General features: G+C 62.6%; 11 protein-coding genes and 3 tRNA genes. 7 read left to right on the forward strand and 7 right to left on the reverse strand.

Going from position 1 to position 17757, the window contains the following annotated elements:
* Window positions 1-12: 12 nt before the first annotated feature.
* The 5 genes from cysS to EJL02_RS05650 form a co-directional block, all read right to left on the reverse strand.
* Window positions 13-1428, reverse strand: a complete 1416-nt coding sequence (gene cysS, locus EJL02_RS05630; RefSeq protein ID WP_125115429.1) for a cysteine--tRNA ligase — start codon at window positions 1426-1428, stop codon at window positions 13-15.
* A gap of 294 nt (window positions 1429-1722) precedes the next feature.
* On the reverse strand, window positions 1723-5184 hold the full coding sequence (gene mfd, locus EJL02_RS05635) for a transcription-repair coupling factor (protein ID WP_125115430.1): 3462 nt from the start codon (window positions 5182-5184) through the stop codon (window positions 1723-1725).
* Between the two features lie 224 nt (window positions 5185-5408).
* On the reverse strand, window positions 5409-5861 hold the full coding sequence (gene nifU, locus EJL02_RS05640; RefSeq protein WP_125115431.1) for a Fe-S cluster assembly scaffold protein NifU: 453 nt from the start codon (window positions 5859-5861) through the stop codon (window positions 5409-5411).
* A 216-nt stretch (window positions 5862-6077) separates the two neighbouring features.
* Window positions 6078-7316 (reverse strand): cysteine desulfurase family protein, encoded by a 1239-nt coding sequence (locus EJL02_RS05645; RefSeq protein ID WP_125115432.1) that lies wholly within the window; start codon window positions 7314-7316, stop codon window positions 6078-6080.
* A 182-nt stretch (window positions 7317-7498) separates the two neighbouring features.
* The gene (locus EJL02_RS05650) at window positions 7499-8428 is read right to left on the reverse strand and encodes a putative ABC transporter permease (protein WP_164510304.1); all 930 of its coding nucleotides are present in this window, start codon (window positions 8426-8428) and stop codon (window positions 7499-7501) included.
* A 141-nt stretch (window positions 8429-8569) separates the two neighbouring features.
* Here EJL02_RS05650 and EJL02_RS05655 point away from each other — a divergent pair, with 141 nt between their 5' ends.
* The 6 genes from EJL02_RS05655 to EJL02_RS05680 all read left to right on the forward strand — a co-directional run bounded on the left by EJL02_RS05655 (window position 8570) and on the right by EJL02_RS05680 (window position 13753).
* On the forward strand, window positions 8570-9748 hold the full coding sequence (locus tag EJL02_RS05655; RefSeq protein WP_125115434.1) for an iron-containing alcohol dehydrogenase: 1179 nt from the start codon (window positions 8570-8572) through the stop codon (window positions 9746-9748).
* Window positions 9749-9927: 179 nt separating this feature from the next.
* Window positions 9928-10003: transfer RNA gene (locus EJL02_RS05660), tRNA-Asn, on the forward strand.
* Window positions 10004-10006: 3 nt separating this feature from the next.
* Window positions 10007-10082 (forward strand) — tRNA-Trp (locus EJL02_RS05665).
* A 4-nt stretch (window positions 10083-10086) separates the two neighbouring features.
* Window positions 10087-10162: transfer RNA gene (locus EJL02_RS05670), tRNA-Thr, on the forward strand.
* 36 nt (window positions 10163-10198) lie between these two features.
* Window positions 10199-11143 (forward strand): DMT family transporter, encoded by a 945-nt coding sequence (locus tag EJL02_RS05675; protein ID WP_125115435.1) that lies wholly within the window; start codon window positions 10199-10201, stop codon window positions 11141-11143.
* 120 nt (window positions 11144-11263) lie between these two features.
* Complete coding sequence (locus EJL02_RS05680) at window positions 11264-13753, forward strand: heavy metal translocating P-type ATPase (RefSeq protein ID WP_125115436.1); 2490 nt, start codon at window positions 11264-11266, stop codon at window positions 13751-13753.
* A gap of 42 nt (window positions 13754-13795) precedes the next feature.
* On the opposite strand, the gene EJL02_RS05685 is transcribed toward EJL02_RS05680, so the two are convergent.
* Together EJL02_RS05685 and EJL02_RS05690 are read right to left on the reverse strand one after the other, a co-directional pair.
* Window positions 13796-14599, reverse strand: coding sequence for a tRNA lysidine(34) synthetase (locus EJL02_RS05685; RefSeq protein WP_125115437.1), 804 nt, complete (start codon window positions 14597-14599; stop codon window positions 13796-13798).
* Window positions 14596-15351 (reverse strand): SDR family NAD(P)-dependent oxidoreductase, encoded by a 756-nt coding sequence (locus EJL02_RS05690; RefSeq protein ID WP_125115438.1) that lies wholly within the window; start codon window positions 15349-15351, stop codon window positions 14596-14598. Before EJL02_RS05690 ends, EJL02_RS05685 begins: the two co-directional genes overlap by 4 nt.
* 143 nt (window positions 15352-15494) lie before the next feature.
* Between EJL02_RS05690 and rnr the strand changes: the two genes are divergently transcribed.
* A complete protein-coding gene (rnr, locus tag EJL02_RS05695) occupies window positions 15495-17747 on the forward strand; it encodes a ribonuclease R (RefSeq protein ID WP_125115439.1) in 2253 nt (750 codons plus the stop codon).
* Window positions 17748-17757 lie beyond the last annotated feature (10 nt).

Genomic DNA, 17757 nt, shown 5'->3' on the forward strand with positions numbered 1-17757 from the left:
TTGCTTTTCGGGTTAAGCGCGGCTCCACTGGGTGCCCTGACGGGTGTCCTTGATCGTGACGCCCATCGCGGCCAGCTCGTCGCGGATGCGGTCGGCTTCCGCGAAGTTCTTCTCCTTCTTGGCCGCCGCGCGCTGCGCGATCAGCGCTTCGATCTTCTCGGCATCCGGGTCAACCGCATCGTCGCGCTTCTGCACGAGGTTGAGAACGCCGGTCAGCTCCATAAACAGGTCGTGCGCCGCGGTCAGGAATGCCTTTGTCGCGTCCTGATGCGCGCCCATCCACGCGTTGATCTCGCGCGTCAGCTCGAAGATCGCGGACAGTGCGTCCGCGGTGTTCAGATCGTCGTCCATCGCGTCGATGAACTTCTGCTTGTACGCCGCCAGCGCTTCCATCTTGGCTGCCTCTTCCGCGGTCATCGCGTCGCCTTCGGCCTTGTCGATGCGGAACTCCATGTTGTTCCGCGCTTCGTACAGGCGCGCGAGCGACGCCTTGTTCATCTCAAGGCTCTCCGCCGAATAGTTGAGCGGCGTGCGGTAATGCGCGGACAGCATGAACATGCGGATGGTCTCATAGCCGAACTGCTTTGCCGCGTCGCGCACCATGAAGAAATTGCCCTTGGATTTGGACATTTTCTCGTTGTCGATGGTCAAAAAGCCGTTGTGCAGCCAGTAATGCGCGAAGGCGCAGCCGTTGGCGCACTCGGACTGGGCGATTTCGTTCTCGTGGTGCGGGAAAATGAGGTCCAAACCGCCGGAGTGGATGTCGATGGTCGGGCCGAGGTACTTGTTGACCATCGCGGAGCACTCGATGTGCCAGCCCGGACGGCCCTTCGAGCCCCACGGCGTATCCCACGCGGGTTCGCCCGGCTTTGCTGCCTTCCAAACCGCGAAGTCCATCGGGTCCTCTTTCTGCTCGCCCACGCTGATGCGCGCGCCCGCCTGCAATTCCTCCATCGGCTGGTGGCACAGCTTGCCGTAATCCGGGTCGGACTTGGTGCGGAAGTATACGTCACCGTTGGGTGCGAGATAGGCATGGCCATTGTCGAGCAGCTTCTGCACGATGTCGATGATCGCGTCCATGGTCTCGGTCGCGCGGGGATGCACGGTCGCCTTGCCAATGCCGAGGCCCTCGGCGTCCGTGTAATACTCCTTGATATAGCGGTCGGCGATGACGTTGAAGTCCACGCCCTCTTCATTGGCTTTGTTGATGACCTTATCGTCGATATCGGTGAAGTTCTGGACGAATTTCACCTTGTAGCCGCGGTACTCAAAGTAGCGGCGCAGCAGGTCGAACACGATGAACGGGCGCGCGTTGCCGACGTGGAAATAGTTATACACGGTCGGGCCGCAGGAATACATTTTGACCTCGCCCGGGGTGATCGGAACGAACTCCTCCTTCTGGCGGGTCAGGGTGTTGTACAGTTTCATATGACACTCTCCTTATCGGGATGATTTTACAAAAATACAGCCGCCTCTTTGGTCAAAGAGGCGGCGTTTCGTCGCGGTTCCACTCCTGTTTGTCACTCGGATGCAGGGTAACGGGTGCGTCCCGCGGGGCGTTTGACCCCGATGCTCGACGGGCGCACTTCGCCGCGCAGCGCGCAAAGCCCTTGCAGCCGAGGGGCTTCTCTCTTGGGCGCGCCTGAAAAACGGTTACTTTTCCCGCGTCTTTGCATACGTTTCATTATTACAGTGCCAGTATAGCAATCTTTCCGATAAAAGTCAAGCGGCGGTGCCGGCGTACTTGGCAACCAGCGTTTCCGCCATCGAAAGCGGCGCTTCGCCCTTATTGAGCCGCAGCGACAGATAGGGCGTCGAGCCCGCGTTGAGCAGCAGCCGTCCGCGGAACTCCGCGTCGCCGCACAGGGCGGACAGGCGCGCAAAGTCGGTTTCCGCAAAGGTAAGCAGCAGGCGGCCGTCCTGCTCCTTGATCTCCGAGATGCCCTGCTCGCTCGCGCGGCTGCGCAGCAGCGCGATATCCAGCAGCGCGATTGCTTCCTTCGGTGGCTCGCCGAAGCGGTCGATCAGCTCGTCGAGCATGTCGCTCTTCTGCTCCTCGGTGCGGATGAGCGCGATGCGGCGATAGAGATCGACGCGCTGGCCCGCGTCCGGCACATAATCGGACGGCAGGTTGGCCGAAAGCAGCAGCTCGGCCGCGCAGTCCACGCGCGGCTTGGGAGTCTCGCCCTTTTCCTCCTGCACGGCCTCTTCGAGCAGCTTGAGGTACAGGTCGTAGCCGACGCTCATCATGTGGCCGGACTGCTCCGGGCCGAGGACGTTGCCCGCGCCGCGGATCTCGAGGTCGCGCATCGCGATCTTGAAGCCCGAGCCGAAGGCCGCGAACTCGCGGATGGCCGACAGGCGCTTTTGCGCGATCTCGGAAAGCGCCTTGCCGCGCCGATAACACAGGTAGGCGTAGGCGTGGCGGCTCGACCGGCCGACACGCCCGCGGATCTGGTGCAGCTGCGCAAGGCCCATGTTGTCTGCGTTCTCGATGATGAGCGTGTTCGCGTTCGGGATGTCGATGCCGGTCTCGATGATGGTCGTGCAGACCAGAATATCGGTCTCGCCGTCCGCCATCGCGTTCATCGCGGCGGCGATCTCCTTCTGCGTCATCTTGCCGTGCACGATGCCGATGCGCGCGTCCGGCAGCCGCTGCTGCAACAGATTTGCGCACCGCTCGATGGATTCCACGCGGTTGTGCAGGTAATACACCTGCCCGCCACGCGCCAGTTCGCGCCGAATGGCGTCGAGCAGCACGCCGTCGTTCTGCTCGAGCACAAAGGTCTGCACCGGATGGCGGTCGAGCGGCGGTTCCTCGATCGAGGACATGTCCCGGATGCCGGACAGCGCCATGTTGAGTGTGCGCGGAATCGGGGTCGCGGACAGCGTCAGCACGTCCACCGTCTTGGAAAGCTCCTTGAGCGTCTCCTTGTGGCTGACGCCGAAGCGCTGCTCCTCGTCCACGACGAGCAGTCCCAAATCCTTGAACTTGATCTTTTTGTTAAACAGCTTGTGCGTACCGATCACAATATCGATCGAGCCGGCTTCCAGCTTTTTGAGCAGCTGGGTCTGTTCCGAGCCGGTTTTGTAGCGCGTGAGCAGCTCGATCGTAACCGGATGCCCCTGAAAGCGCTGCAAGGCGGTCAGATAATGCTGACGTGCCAGCACGGTGGTCGGCACGAGGATGGCCGCCTGTTTGCCCGCGAGCACGCACTTCATCACCGCGCGCAGCGCGACCTCGGTTTTGCCGAAGCCGACGTCGCCGCACAACAGACGGTCCATCGGCCGGTCGGATTCCATGTCCATCTTGATCTCCGCGATGCAGCGCAGCTGGTCGTCGGTCTCCTCATAGGGGAAGGCTTCCTCAAACTCGCGCTGCCATGCGTCGTCTGGCGGGAAGGCAAAACCCTTCACTTTCGCGCGCTCAGCATACAGCTTGATGAGGCCTTCGGCCAGCTCCTTGGCCGCCGCCTTGGCGCGTGCCTTGGAGCGCGACCAGTCTGCGCCGCCAAGCTTGTTCAGGCGCACCTTTTCCGGTTCGCCGCCGCCGATATATTTGCTGATGAGGTCCAGACTGGTCGCGGGGACATACAGAAAATCCGTGCCCGCAAACGCGATCTTGATGAAATCGCGCTCCGCGCCGTCCACGGTCATGCGCTCCATGCCGACAAAGCGGCCGATGCCGTGGTGCTCGTGCACGACGAGGTCGCCCGGCGTCAGGTCGGTGTAGGACTTGACGCGGTCGCGATTGGACTTCTTGACCTGCGTCTTTTTGCGCCGCGCCAGCACCTGTCCCTCGGTGATAACCACCAGACCGAGGTCGGGGTACTCGAAGCCCGCGGACAGCGTGCCCTCCATGACGCAGACCTGCCCGCCTTTGGGCAGCAGGTCGCTGACCGTCGCGGTCAGCCCGGCCTCGGTCAGCGCATCGCACATGTTGCGGCAGCGCAATTCACTGCCGCACAGCACGGCCACCGCGCGTCCCTGCTGCGTATAGCCGCGGATATCGGCCGCCGCCATATCCAGATTGCCGCCGTAGGCGTTCATCTGGTTGGCGACGAAATTCTCCAAATGCTGCGGCGCCAGCTCGGGAACGTTGTTGAGGAAACTGTCCAGCCGCACAATCGTGCGCTTTGTCCCGCAGAGCGCGGCAAAGTCGAGCGCATAGCCGTCCAGCCCGGGCGCGATCTCGCCGCGCTCGAGCAGCGCGGTCACGTCGTCCGCGATGCGCGAGACAAAGTCGCGCGCGGCGTCGCGCAGGCGCGGCGTATCCTCGATGAGCACGATCGCGTTTTCCGGCAGGTAATCGAGCGCGGTCGCCATCTCCGGATACACCAGCGGCAGGTATTTGTCCGCCGCGGGCAGCGTTCCGGTCTCTTCCAGCCGCTCGGCGTCGCGCTCGATGTGCGAAGCGAGGTCGGCATGCTTCTTTTTGCGGGTGCTCAGCAGGCCGCGTACGGCCTTGGCCAGCCCCTTCGCGCCGCCCGGCGCAAGATGCGGCAGGGTTTCCATGCAAGGCAGGCAGCGCAGCGTGTCGGCGTTTTCCAGCCGCCGCTGGCTGCCGACGTCAAAGGTCGCGATCGAGTCGATCTCATCGTCCCAGAACTCCACACGATACGGGTTCGCCGCCTGCGGCGGGAACACGTCCAGAATGCCGCCGCGCACCGAGAACTGTCCCATGCCCTCGACCTGCACACAGCGCTCATAGCCCGCGCGGGTCAGCTGCTGGGTAAGCGTGTCCAGCGGCACGGTTTGTCCGACGGCGAGCTGCACCACCGCGCTTTGCAGCGCGTCGGGCGGCAGCGTGCGCTGCACGGCCGCCTGCACGGACGCGACCGAAAAGGCGGCATCCGGCAATGCGTCCAATACGGCAAGGCGCTTTTGCTCGTAGCCGCGCGACACACCGACCACATCTGCCATCACCAGCTCGCGCGCGGGCAAGGTGAGCACATCGCGCTCGGCAAAGCCGTGCAGATCGAGTGCAAACCGCGCCGCCGCGGTGTCGTCGTCGGTCAGCACGCACACCGGGCGGCCGGTATCCAGCCCAAGCGCCGCCGCGAGGTGCGCCTTGTGGATGGCGGACAGGCCGACCGCCAGCACGGGCGTTTTGCCCTGCCGCACCGCTTCCTTTAACGATTTGTATTCATTTAGGTAAGTTATACTTTTTGTAATTTCCGTCATGCCAGGCTGTCACCCTCCTCCGGAGACGCCAAAAGGGCAGATTTTGCAATCTGCCCTCATTGTATGCGCATTATTAAAACACAATGCACGAATTTGCGTTAGTTATTTCTTTTCAGTTCATGCACCCCGCACGCTAAAAACGTGCCACTGGCACGTTTTTACGGCTCGCTCGAAAATCGCTCGCCGCCGCGCGAACTCGCACGCGCGGGTGCTTCGCACCCATTTTACTGCGCGTGCTCGGCATCATGCTCGTGGTGGCAAGCGGCGCAGTCCATGTCGCAGCCGAGGATCTCGGTCGGGTCCTTGCCCATGCGCTTGTAGTAATCCGCGATGGCCGAGCGCAGCGCTTCTTCCGCGAGCACCGAGCAGTGCATCTTGACCGGCGGCAGACCGTCCAGCGCTTCCGCAACCGCCTTGTTGGTCAGCTTGAGCGCCTCTTCCAGGCTCTTGCCCTTGACCATCTCGGTCGCCATCGAGCTGGTCGCGATCGCCGCGCCGCAGCCGAAGGTCTTGAACTTGACATCCTCGATGATGCCGTCGTCCGACACCTTGAGGTAAATCTTCATGATATCGCCGCACTTGGCGTTGCCGACCTCGCCGACGCCGTTGGCGTCCTCAATCTCGCCCACATTGCGGGGATGGGTGAAGTGGTCGAGTACCTTTTCGCTGTATTGCATAGTAGATTTCTCCCTTAACAAAAATCTCAGTCATGTGCAGACGCCGCAGCGTCTGCATCCAATTCCCTGTCAAAGTCCGGCTTTGCCGGATTTTGACACCACTGCCCGCGCCTTCGTAGCGCGGCCGCCTTTGCCGTGCAAAGGCGAGGGGGTTATCGAAAAAAGTTTCTCCCGGAACTTTTTTCGTATCTAAGGGGGATGGAATCCCCCTTAGACTCAGTGCGCGTGCAGCTCACTTGCTGCCGTCAGATTGGGCTTGCCGTTCTCCCACACCGGGCTCATCGAACGCAGGGTGGAAACCACCTGCGCGACGGTGTCGATGATGTAATCGACTTCTTCCTCGGTGTTCTGCTCGCCGAGCGTCAGGCGCAGCGAACCGTGCGCGATCTCGTGTGGCAGGCCGATCGCCATCAGAACGTGGGACGGGTCGAGCGAGCCGGTCGAGCAGGCCGAACCGGTCGAACCGCAGATGCCCATGTTGTCCAGCATCAGGATCAGGCCCTCGCCCTCAATCGCCTCGAACACGAACGACGCCGTGCCCGGCAGACGGTTCACCGGGTCGCCGGTGTAGTGCGTATACGGCACCTTTTCCATCACGCCCTTGACCAGCTTGTCGGTCAGGCGCCCCACATAGCCCATCTTTTCATCCAAGCCCTCGACGGCTTCCTTCATGGCCGCCGCAAGACCGATGCAGCCCGCGGTGTTCTCGGTGCCCGAGCACAGGCCGCGCTCCTGACCGCCGCCGTACACCAGCGGCTCAAGTGCGATGCCCTTCTTGACATACAGCACGCCGACGCCGCGCGGGCCGCGGAACTTGTGCGCAGACAGCGACAGCATATCAATGCCCATTTCCTGCACGTCGATGTGCATGTGGCCGACCGCCTGCACCGCGTCCGTGTGGAACTTCGCGCCAACCGAATGGGCGAGCGCTGCGATCTCCTTCAGCGGCTGGATGGTGCCGATCTCGTTGTTGGCCGCCATGACGGAAACCAGCGCGGTATCCTCAGAGAGGGCGTTCTTCAGCTGCTCCAGATCGACATGGCCCTGCTTGTCCACGTCCAGATAGGTCACGCGGTAGCCCTCTTTTTCGAGCGCTTCGCAGGTGTACAGCACCGCGTGGTGCTCGATCTTGGACGTGATCAGGTGCTTGCGTCCCTTCGCCGTCGGGCCGTGCATAAAGCCGCGGATGGCGAGGTTGTCCGCCTGCGAACCGCCGCCGGTGAAGATGATCTCGCCCGGGGCGTAGTCGTTCGCCTCATTGACCGGCATGGCCGCGTTCAGGCACTTGCCGACCGTCGTGCGCGCCTCGTTGAGCGCCATCTTGGCCTCGCGGCCGATGCGGTACAGCGAGGACGGGTTGCCGTAGTATTCGGTCAGCCACGGCTTCATTGCGTTAAATGCGGTTTCGGACAGCGGGGTCGTCGCCGCATTGTCCGCGTAAACAAATCTTTTCATTTTATATCAAGCCTTTCTCTCCAAAAAGGGGATATACGAGTTACGGATACACCACTAAAACGATAGGTTCTCCGGGTACTATTAATATACACCTGAAACGCGCATTTTAGCAAGCGAAAAACTGACGAAACGCGCGCAGAGAACGCTGCCTTTTTGCATCATTTTGTGCATTTTGTGTAGTTTTAACCATGACGGCGCGTGTCAATGCGCTTTTTCAGGCGCTGGAGCACGGCGTCATACCGTGCCGACCGGGCTGTCGGGTTGCCGCGCAGCATGCTCTTGCGGATGCGGCCGAGGTTCGCCGCCTGCTCGTCGAAGCGGTTTTGCAGTTCGTCCAGCCGCACAAGGATCTGCTCCTTCGCGTCGGCCAGCTGCTCGCGCGCGTCGCCCACGCGCTCGGTGAACTGTTCGCGGGCGTCATCCACACGCTCGGTAAACTGCTCGCGCGCGTCGTCCATCTTTTCCGACCACTCGCCGCGCGCTTCGTCCACGCGGTAGGACAGCCGGGTCAGATGCACCAAAGCGGTCTCGGACAGCTGCTGCCGCAGCTCCGCGCTCTGCTCGCGCAGCTTGTCGAGTTCCTCCAGCATACGGGCGAGATCGAGTGCCGTGCGCACGGACACCGCAACGTCGCCAATGAACGCAGCCGACCACAGGATATCCACCACAACCAGCAGCGGGAAGGGCATCCACACCACAATGGCCTCGACCGGCGGGTGGATCGCCCGAGCGAGGATCAGCCCGAGGAAGCCCCAGCACAGCGAGGATTGCAGGCAGATCCGTCCCTGAAACTGAAACCGATGGGTGGAATAGTCCCAGTATTTGACCTTGAACAGCTTTTCCATCACGACCCCGACGACATACTCAAATACCGTCGCCGCGACCATGCTCGCGAGGAACAATTCGATCGGCCGGTCATACAGCGGCAGTGAAACATGCAGCAGAATCGTCGCCCCGAAGCCGTAGATCGGCAGCATCGGCCCGCGCAGAAAGCCGCGGTTGACAAAATGCCGCTGCTGCACGGACACGACCGCGGATTCAAAACACCAGCCCAGCACGCAGTACAGGTAAAAAATCAACAGCCACTGCAGGGCGGAATAATCATAAAACAAAAGGACAAAACCTCTTTCCAAAAGATGCAATTTATTCCTTGATGCCTGTTTTAATATTCTATCTAATTTTTTGACTTTTTGCAAGGGTACAGGTATAATAGAGTTAACTCATTCCAAAAAGAAGGGCAGGATGTCGCCGCTATGCTGAATTTTACCATCCATACCACCACTGAGGTCGTCTTTGGCCGCGGGATCGAAGAGCAAATCGGCCCGAAACTCAAGGAGATCGGCGCGCACCGCGTGCTGGTGCATTTCGGGGGCGCAAGCGCGCGCTCATCCGGCCTGCTCGACCGCGTGGAACAAAGCCTGTTCCATGCCGGCCTATCCTTTATTGAACTGGGCGGCGTCGAGCCCAACCCCAAGGTGTCCATGGTGCGCAAGGGCATTGCGCTGTGCCAGCGCGAGGGGATCGACTTTATCCTCGCCGTCGGCGGCGGCTCGGTCATCGACTCGGCCAAGGGCATCGGCATGGGCGTTGCCACGGGACGCGATCCGTGGGAATTCGCCTCGACCGGTACGGCGCCCGACCAGACCCTGCCCGTCGGCACGGTGCTGACGCTCGCGGCTTCCGGTTCGGAAACCAGCAACTCGTGCGTGCTGACCAACGAAGAGACCAAGGAAAAGCGCGGCATCACCAGCCAGACCAACCGCCCGCGCATCAGCTTCCTCGATCCGGAAAACACGTTCACCGTGTCCAAGTTCCAGACCGGCTGCGGCATCGTGGATATCATGATGCACACGCTGGAGCGCTATCTGACCCCGGAGGGCGGCGAAAGCGACATCACCGACCGCATCGCCGAAGGCCTGCTGATCGCAACGCGCGACGCCGGCCGCCGCGCCATCGCCAACCCCAACGACTACGAAGCGCGCGCCACGCTCATGTGGGCGGGCAGCGTGTCCCACAACGATTACACCGGCTGCGGCCGCAAGCGCCTGTTCCCGGTGCACAAGCTCGAGCATGAGCTGAGCGCCTTCCGCGACGAGATCGCGCACGGCGCGGGCCTGTCCGTGCTGTTCCCGGCGTGGGCCATGTATGAAATGAAGAACGACATCCCGCGTTTCGCCCAGCTGGCAAACCGCGTGTTCGGCGTGGAGATGGATTTTGCCTGCCCCGAGCGCACCGCGCGCGAGGGTCTGCTGACCATGAAGCGCTTTTTCGAGGAGATCGGCATGCCGGTGCATCTGTCGCAGCTCGGCATCAAGCCCGCCGATTACGACACCCTCGCGGAAAACACCATGCGCACCGTGAAAGGTCCGGTCAAGAGCTATACGCCGCTTGACAAGGACGCAATCCTCGCCATTTACCGTCTGGCGGAATGACCTCCCCCGGTCGTCTGCGGCGGACGCCCCCTGTCCGCCGCAGACGGGCCAGCGGTTTTTTACGAAATTTTCCGAATTTTCTTTGTTTTTTCTCTTGACAACTTTTTGATTTGCGCGCTATAATAGTTAGGCTAACTGCAATAGATGTTTACAGTTTGATACCAGCAAACATTGTACATTCCTCAATAGCTCAGTTGGTAGAGCATGCGGCTGTTAACCGCAGGGTCGTTGGTTCGAGTCCAACTTGAGGAGCCATACAGGGGTATAGCTCAGCTGGTAGAGCATCGGTCTCCAAAACCGAGTGCCGTGGGTTCGATCCCTACTGCCCCTGCCATTTTGCTGCTGTAGCTCAGTAGGTAGAGTGCATCCTTGGTAAGGATGAGGTCACCGGTTCAAATCCGGTCAGCAGCTCCACAAAAAGCGAACCGCCTGCAAGCGGTTCGTTTTTTTATGCGTGCTGCAAATTCCCCGCAAAGGAGCGTTTCCGCCTTGAAAATCCGAAACTCCCTGATCCTGCTGCTCACCGCCACCATCTGGGGCGTGGCGTTCGTGGCGCAAAGCGTCGGCATGGACTATGTCGGCCCGTTCACCTTCCTGTTCGCGCGCAGCGTCATCGGCGGCATCGTGCTGCTGCCTGTCGTGGCGGTGCTGCACAAAAACGCCCCCTTGCCCGCGCCCGAAAACGCGGAAAAGAAGCGGCAGGCCCGCAAAACGCTGCTGCTCGGCGGCGTGTGCTGCGGCGCGGCGCTCTGCTTTGCAAGCATTCTCCAGCAAATCGGCCTGCTGTACACCACGGTCGGCAAATCCGGCTTTCTCACCGCCTGCTACATCCTGATCGTCCCGCTGCTCGGCCTGCTGCTTGGCCGCCGGTGCGGCAAGCTGGTCTGGTGCGGCGTGGCGCTCGCGGTCGTCGGCCTGTATTTCCTGTGCCTAACCGACGGGCTGAGCATCAACCTCGGCGATCTGCTCACCTTCATCTGCGCGATCCTGTTTTCGGTCCATATTCTGGTGATCGACCATTTTTCGCCGCTGACCGACGGCGTCAAGATGTCCTGCATCCAGTTTTTCGTGTGCGCGATCATCGCGGGCGCGGGCATGCTGCTGTTCGAACACCCCAGCCTGAGCGCACTGCTCGCCGCGTGGAAGCCGATTCTGTACGCAGGCGCGCTGTCCTCGGGCGCGGCCTATACGCTGCAAATCATCGGCCAGCGCGGCATGAACCCGACCGTCGCGTCGCTCATCATGAGCCTGGAATCCGTGATTTCCGTGCTGGCGGGTTGGATCATCCTGCATCAGACGCTGTCCAGCCGCGAGATCCTGGGCTGCGTGCTGATGTTTGCCGCCATCATTCTGGCGCAGCTGCCGGACAAAACCAGTCAAAAAGCCGTCAATTGACGGCTTTTTCTTTTGTGCATCTTTTCCCGATTTGCGTATTGACAAAACCCCTCCTGCGTCATAATATGAATGTATGAACATATGAGCAATCATTCATATATAGAGCAGGAGGCCGTCTCTATGGCATTCGAGCGATCCGGCGCGGCTGCGGCTGCGGCCGAAAACACACCGCATCCCCATATACATGCGGAAAATACTGAAAATCACGCAGAACATTCCCACTCCGCGTCTTGCGGCTGTGAACATGAGCATCATCATCCCCACGAGCATCATCATGCAGATGACTGTGGCTGTGGTCATGAACACCACCACGACGAGGCTTGTACCTGCGGCCACGATCATCACCACGAGCACCATCACGAAGATGCCTGCGGCTGCGGTCACGAGCATCACCACGAGCATCACCATGAGGACGACTGCGGCTGTGGCCACGAGCACCACCATAAGCATCACCACGAGGATGCCTGCGGCTGCGGCCATGAGCACCACCACGAACACCATGAACACGCCCACGAGGCGCACGCGCACGCGTCCCACAAGCACGGCAAACAGCGCGTTTACACGCTGCAAAATCTGGGCTGCGCGCACTGCGCCGCCGAAATGCAGTACCAGATCAGCCGTCTGGACGGCGTGCACGACTGCACGCTGGTGTTTGAAACCCGTCAGCTGCGCGTGACCGGCGACGATCCGGACGCGCTGCTGCCCCGCATCCGCGAGATCTGCACCTCGATCGAGAGCGCGACCAAGGTCATCGCGCCCGAGGAGGACGAGGAAGAGGCCGGCGGCCACACGCTGGCCGAGCTGCTGGTCGGCGCGGCACTGTTCCTGCTCGGCGAGCTGGTGCTGGACGGCGTGCCGCAGATCGTCGCCATGCTGGCGGCGTATCTGCTGCTCGGCTGGCGCGTGCTGCTGATCGCCGTGCGCAACATCGGCAAAGGCCGCGTGTTCGACGAAAACTTCCTGATGTCGCTGGCAACCATCGGCGCATGGGCGATCGGCGCGGCCGACGAAGCGGTCGGCGTCATGCTGTTCTACCGCATCGGCGAATACTTTGAGGACCGCGCGGTCGAGCGCTCGCGCCGCCAGATCATGCAGGCGGTCGATCTGCGGCCGGAAACGGTCAGCCTCGTCCTGCCGGACGGCAGCACCCAGACCATTCCCGCGGGCGATGCGCAGATCGATGACGTTCTGCTCGTCCGCCCGGGCGACCGCATCCCGCTCGACGGCGTGGTCATCGAAGGCGTCAGCCGTCTGGACACCGCCGCCATCACGGGCGAACCCGTGCCGGTGCGCGTCGCGCCCGGCGACCGCGCGCTGTCCGGCTGCGTCAACACGGACGGCGTGCTTCGGCTGCGCGTCACCCATGTGCTGGCCGAGAGCATGGTGCAGCGCATTCTGGACAGCGTGGAGAACGCTGCCGCGCGCAAGCCCAAGATCGACCGCTTCATCACGCGCTTTTCGCGCGTGTACACCCCCGCTGTCGTCGCGATCGCGGCGCTGACCGCGCTCGTCCCCGGCATCATCACGGGCAACTGGGGCCATTGGGTGTACACCGCGCTGACCTTTCTTGTCATTTCCTGCCCGTGTGCGCTGGTTTTGAGCGTGCCGCTGACCTATTTTGCGGGCATCGGCGCCGGTTCCAAGCGCGGCATCCTGTTCAAGGGCGGCGTGTCGCTCGAAGCGCTCAGCGACGTGAAAACCATCGTCATGGACAAGACCGGCACGATCACCCGCGGCAATTTCGCGGTGCAGCAGGTCGTGCCCGCGGCGGGCGCCAATCTGGAAGCGGTCGAGCTGCTGCGGCTTGCGGCAGCCTGTGAATCCGCGTCCACCCATCCGATCGCGAAATCCATCCTCGCCGCCTGCCAGACCGACTATCCAGCGGCGGACAGCATCCGCGAACAGGCGGGCGAGGGCGTCGAAGCCGTCATCGACGGCAAAACCGTGCTGTGCGGCAACCGCAAGCTGCTCGAGCGGCACGGCATCGACCTGGCAGGCTTTGCCGGCACGCCCGGCAGCACCGAAGTGCTGCTCGCGCGGGACGGACAGCTGCTCGGCCATATCGTGATCGCGGACACGGTCAAGGCGGACGCCAAACAGGCCATGGACCGCATGCAGGCGCAGGGTCTGACCACCGCCATGCTGACCGGCGACGCGCAGGAGACCGCGGACGCGGTCGCGCACGAGCTGGGCATCCACGAAGTGCGCGCGCGGCTGCTGCCTGAGGACAAACTGACCGCGCTCACCGAGCTGCGCGAAAAGCATGGCGCGGTGATGTTCGTCGGCGACGGCATCAACGACGCCCCCGTACTGGCGGGCGCGGATGTGGGCGCGGCGATGGGCAGCGGCGCAGACGCGGCGATCGAAGCCGCCGACGTGGTGTTCATGAACGCCGACCTGTCCTCCATCCCGGCTTCCGTGCAGATCGCGCGCGGCGCGCGGCGCATCTCGCATCAGAACATCGCGTTCGCGCTGGGCATCAAGCTGCTTGTTATGGTGCTCGGTCTTGCCGGCATTGCGTCCATGTGGCTGGCGGTGTTCGCGGACTCGGGCGTCGCGATGCTGTGCGTGCTCAACTCGATCCGCATGCTGTATATCAAAACCGAATAACGCAAAAAAAGCGAAAAACCCGATGGGTTTTCCGCTTTTTTCTTATTTCTCCAGCCGGTCGAGGAAGCTGTGGCGTCCGTTTTCATCCCGCCAGCCGAGCAGCTTCCCAGTATCCACATTTTTGACGGCGTTTAAGATATTCGCCTCGATCTGCGGGTTTTCCGCCGCAAGCGACGCGATCAGCGCCTTGACCGCCGCGCGCTTGGTGTCGCCCTCGAGCTGCTTTGCCGGGCAGTCGCAGGAGGCAAAGTCCAGCCCGCAGAAATCCGCCCACGCCTGCACATTGCGCTCGCGCACATGGTAGAGCGGACGGATCAGCTCCATTCCCGCATAGTTTTTGGCGGCAAGGCGCGGCAGCATAGCCTGCACCTGCCCGCCGTAAATCAGCCCCATCAGCACGGTCTCAACCGCGTCGTCGTAGTGATGGCCGAGCGCAATCTTGTTGCAGCCGCGCTTTTGCGCTTCGGTATACAGATGCCCGCGCCGCATCTTGGCGCACAGAAAACACGGATGCCCGGCCGCGTGATTGCCTGCAACGCGCAGCACATTGGTGTCAAAGATTTCGAGCGGCAGACCAAGCTTCGCGGCGTTATCCTCCAGCCGCGCGCGGCCTTCCGGCGTATAGCCCGGGTCCATCGCCAGAAAGCGGAGCGAAAAACCCACCGTCCGCTGCAAATCCTGCATCAGCAACGCCAGCAGCATGGAGTCCTTGCCGCCCGAAATGCAAACCGCGACGGTATCCCCCGGCTGCACCAGCCGGTATTGCTTTACCGCGTCCACAAACGGTTTACGCAGCGTGCGCACGAACTCGCGCTGCAGCGTACGCCGGATCTCCTGCCCGGTCATGCGCCGCCCTTCTTATGCTGGAAGTGATAGGTCACGCGCGCGAGCAGGCTGTCCGGCGCAAAATGCCGCGCCAGCGTCATCGCTTTCATCGCAGCGCCCGGCACAACAATCCCCTTGCCCGCGAACAGGCCGTCCACCGCCGCACGCGCCACGCGCTGCGCGGTCAGGCCACCGAGCGCAAAACTTACGCCCGCGACTTTGTTGAACTCGGTATCCACCGGCCCAGGACACAGCGCGCACACCTTGACCCCGCTGCCCGCGCGCCGCAGCTCCTCGCGGATGGCCTCGGTCAGCCGCAGGACGTAGTTTTTGGTCGCGTAATAGGTCGCCATGAGCGGCCCCGGCAGAAAGCCCGCGCTGGACGCGACGTTGAGCACATAGCCGTGCCCGCGCTTTGCAAAATCCTGCACGGCCAGCTTGGTCAGAATGTGCACCGCGCGGATGTTCAGGTCGATCATGCGCAGCTCGTCGTCCAGATCGGTCTCGGCAAACGTGCCGAACAGGCCGAACCCCGCGTTGTTGACGACGACCTCCAGGTCGTCCCCGCGCGCCGCCTCGTACAGCAGGCGGCATTCCTTTTCGTCCGATACGTCCGCCGCGATGATGTGGCACATGGTCGGCAGCTCGGCCGCGAGCTGCCGCAGCCGGTCCTCGCGCCGCGCACACAAAATCAGGTCATAACCGCGCGCCGACAGCAGCCGGGCGATCTCGCGCCCGATGCCCGAGGACGCGCCGGTGATCAATGCTTTCATTTGGATTCTCCCCTTTCCGGAGGGTGTTGGAATACCTTTAGTGTACCATGCCGTCCGCGCGCCGTCAAACCGGAGCTTACGCCATTTTTCCTTTTAATCCGCGCCCGATGATGGTATACTGAGAACATAAAGGAGGGCTTTGCATGCAACAAACCGAGCTGGAAAACAAACTGCTTTCCCTGCTGACACAGCCCATGCGCATGGATGAAATGCGCCGCGCCCTGCCGGAAACCGGAAAAAACGAGCTCAAGGGCGCGCTTGACCGCCTGATCGCCGACGGTCAGGTGATGAAAAACAAGAAAAACCGCTTTGCGGTCTCGACGCATTATGGCTGCGTGGCGGGCACGTTCCTCGCCACCGAACGCGCCTTTGCCTTCGTCGCCCCTGACGCGCCCGAGGACGGCCCCAAGCCGGACGATCTGTTCATCCCGCCCGGCGCAAACGGCGGCGCATGGCACGGCGACCGCGTGCTGGTCAAGATGAGCGAACGCAAGAATGGCCGCGGCCGGCGCGAAGGCACGGTCATCCGCGTGCTGCGCCGCGCGGACCGCGAGGTGACCGGCGCGCTCGTGCAGCGCGGCAACGCCTATTTCGTGCAGCCGGCCTCGAAAAAGTACCCCGAAGTCGCGATCGACCGCCACCATCTGGGCGACGCCCAGCCCGGCGACCGCGTGGCGGTGTCCATCTCGTGCTACGGCGACGAAACGCTGCCGCCGCAGGGCGTGGTCGAGGCCGATCTGGGCGAGGACGGCACGATGGAAGCCGCCATCGCGGGCATTCTGCACGAAAACGGCGTGTACGACGTCTTTCCCGACGAAGTGCTGCAAGCAGCGGACGCGATCGGGCAGGAGATCGATCCTGCGGCGCTGACCGGCCGTCTTGACCTGCGGGACAAGCTGATTTTCACGATCGACGGCGACGACGCGAAGGACTTTGACGACGCGGTCTCGCTCGAGCCGCTCGAAAACGGCCATTTGCTGCTCGGCGTGCACATCGCGGATGTGTCGCACTATGTCACGCCCGGCTCGCCGCTCGACATGGAGGCGTTCCGCCGCGGCACGTCGGTGTATTACCCCGGCCATGTCGTGCCCATGCTGCCGTTTGCGCTCAGCCACGGCATCTGCTCGCTGAACCCGAACGTTGACCGCCTGGCCTTCTCCGCGCTGATGGAGGTGGACAAGGACGGCCGGCGCTACAAGGCGCGCTTTGCCAAATCGGTCATCCGGTCGGGCGCGCGCATGACGTACAACAAGGTCAACAAAATCCTCGCGGGCGACAAAGCCCTGCGCGAGGAATACGGCTTTCTCGTCGAAACTGCCGAGCGCATGAACGATCTCGCGCACGCGTTGTACAAGCGGCGCATCGAGCGCGGCGCGCTCGAACTCGACATCCCGGAAGCGCAGATCATCGTGGACGCGGACGGCAAGCCCGTGGACATCCAGTACCGCGACCGCGGCGAAAGTGAAAAGCTCATCGAGGAATTCATGCTTGCGGCCAACGAAGCGGTCGCGGAATATATGTGCAAACGCGACCTTCCGACCGTGTACCGCGTGCACGAGAACCCCGATCCAGACAAGCTGCGCGTGTTCGCCTCGTTTGCGCGGCCGTTCGGCTACCGCATCGACCCGTCCAAGCCGGAGGACACCTTCCAGTTCCAGACCGTGCTGCGCGGCGCGAAAAACGACCCCAAGCAGCGCATTTTGCCGACGCTGCTACTGCGCAGCCTGGCCCGCGCGCGCTACGCGGACGAGTGCATCGGTCACTACGGTCTGAAGGCCAAGTTCTACCTGCACTTTACCTCGCCCATCCGGCGCTATCCCGATCTTGTCGCGCACCGCATGCTGCAAAAGGCGCTTTCCGGCGAGGAATTCACGACCGCCGACCACACCATGTGCGAGGAAGCGGCGTCCCAGTCGTCCACGCGCGAGCAGGCGGCGGACGAGTGCGAGCGCGGCATCGACAAGCTGTTCATCGCGGCCTATATGAAACGCTTTATCGGCGAGGAATTCGACGCCGAAGTGTCCGGCGTGCAGTCGTTCGGCATCTTTGTGGCGCTCGCAAACGGCTGCGAGGGCCTGATCCGCGTCGAGCTGCTCGCGGGCGACTTCTATCAGTACGACGAGCAGCGCATGACCATGACCGGCCGCCGCACGGGCAAACGCTTCACGATCGGCACGCCCATCCGGGTCAAGCTGCTCGCCGCGAGCGAGGTGACCGGCCAGATCGACTTTGCGCCCGCGGACGGCGCGCTGCCGGTGGCCGACCCGACCGAGGACGCACCGCCTCCGGCCTTCGCCCCCGCGCCCGGAAACCGCGCGCAGCGCCGCCGTCAGGGCCGCGGCAAAGGACGCGGCGGCCGCAAGGGCAAAAAGCCGCCCACGCGCAAGCGCCGGTAACCTCATCCCT

The organism is Agathobaculum sp. Marseille-P7918, from assembly GCF_900625105.1.
In the GTDB taxonomy this organism is placed as follows: domain Bacteria; phylum Bacillota; class Clostridia; order Oscillospirales; family Butyricicoccaceae; genus Agathobaculum.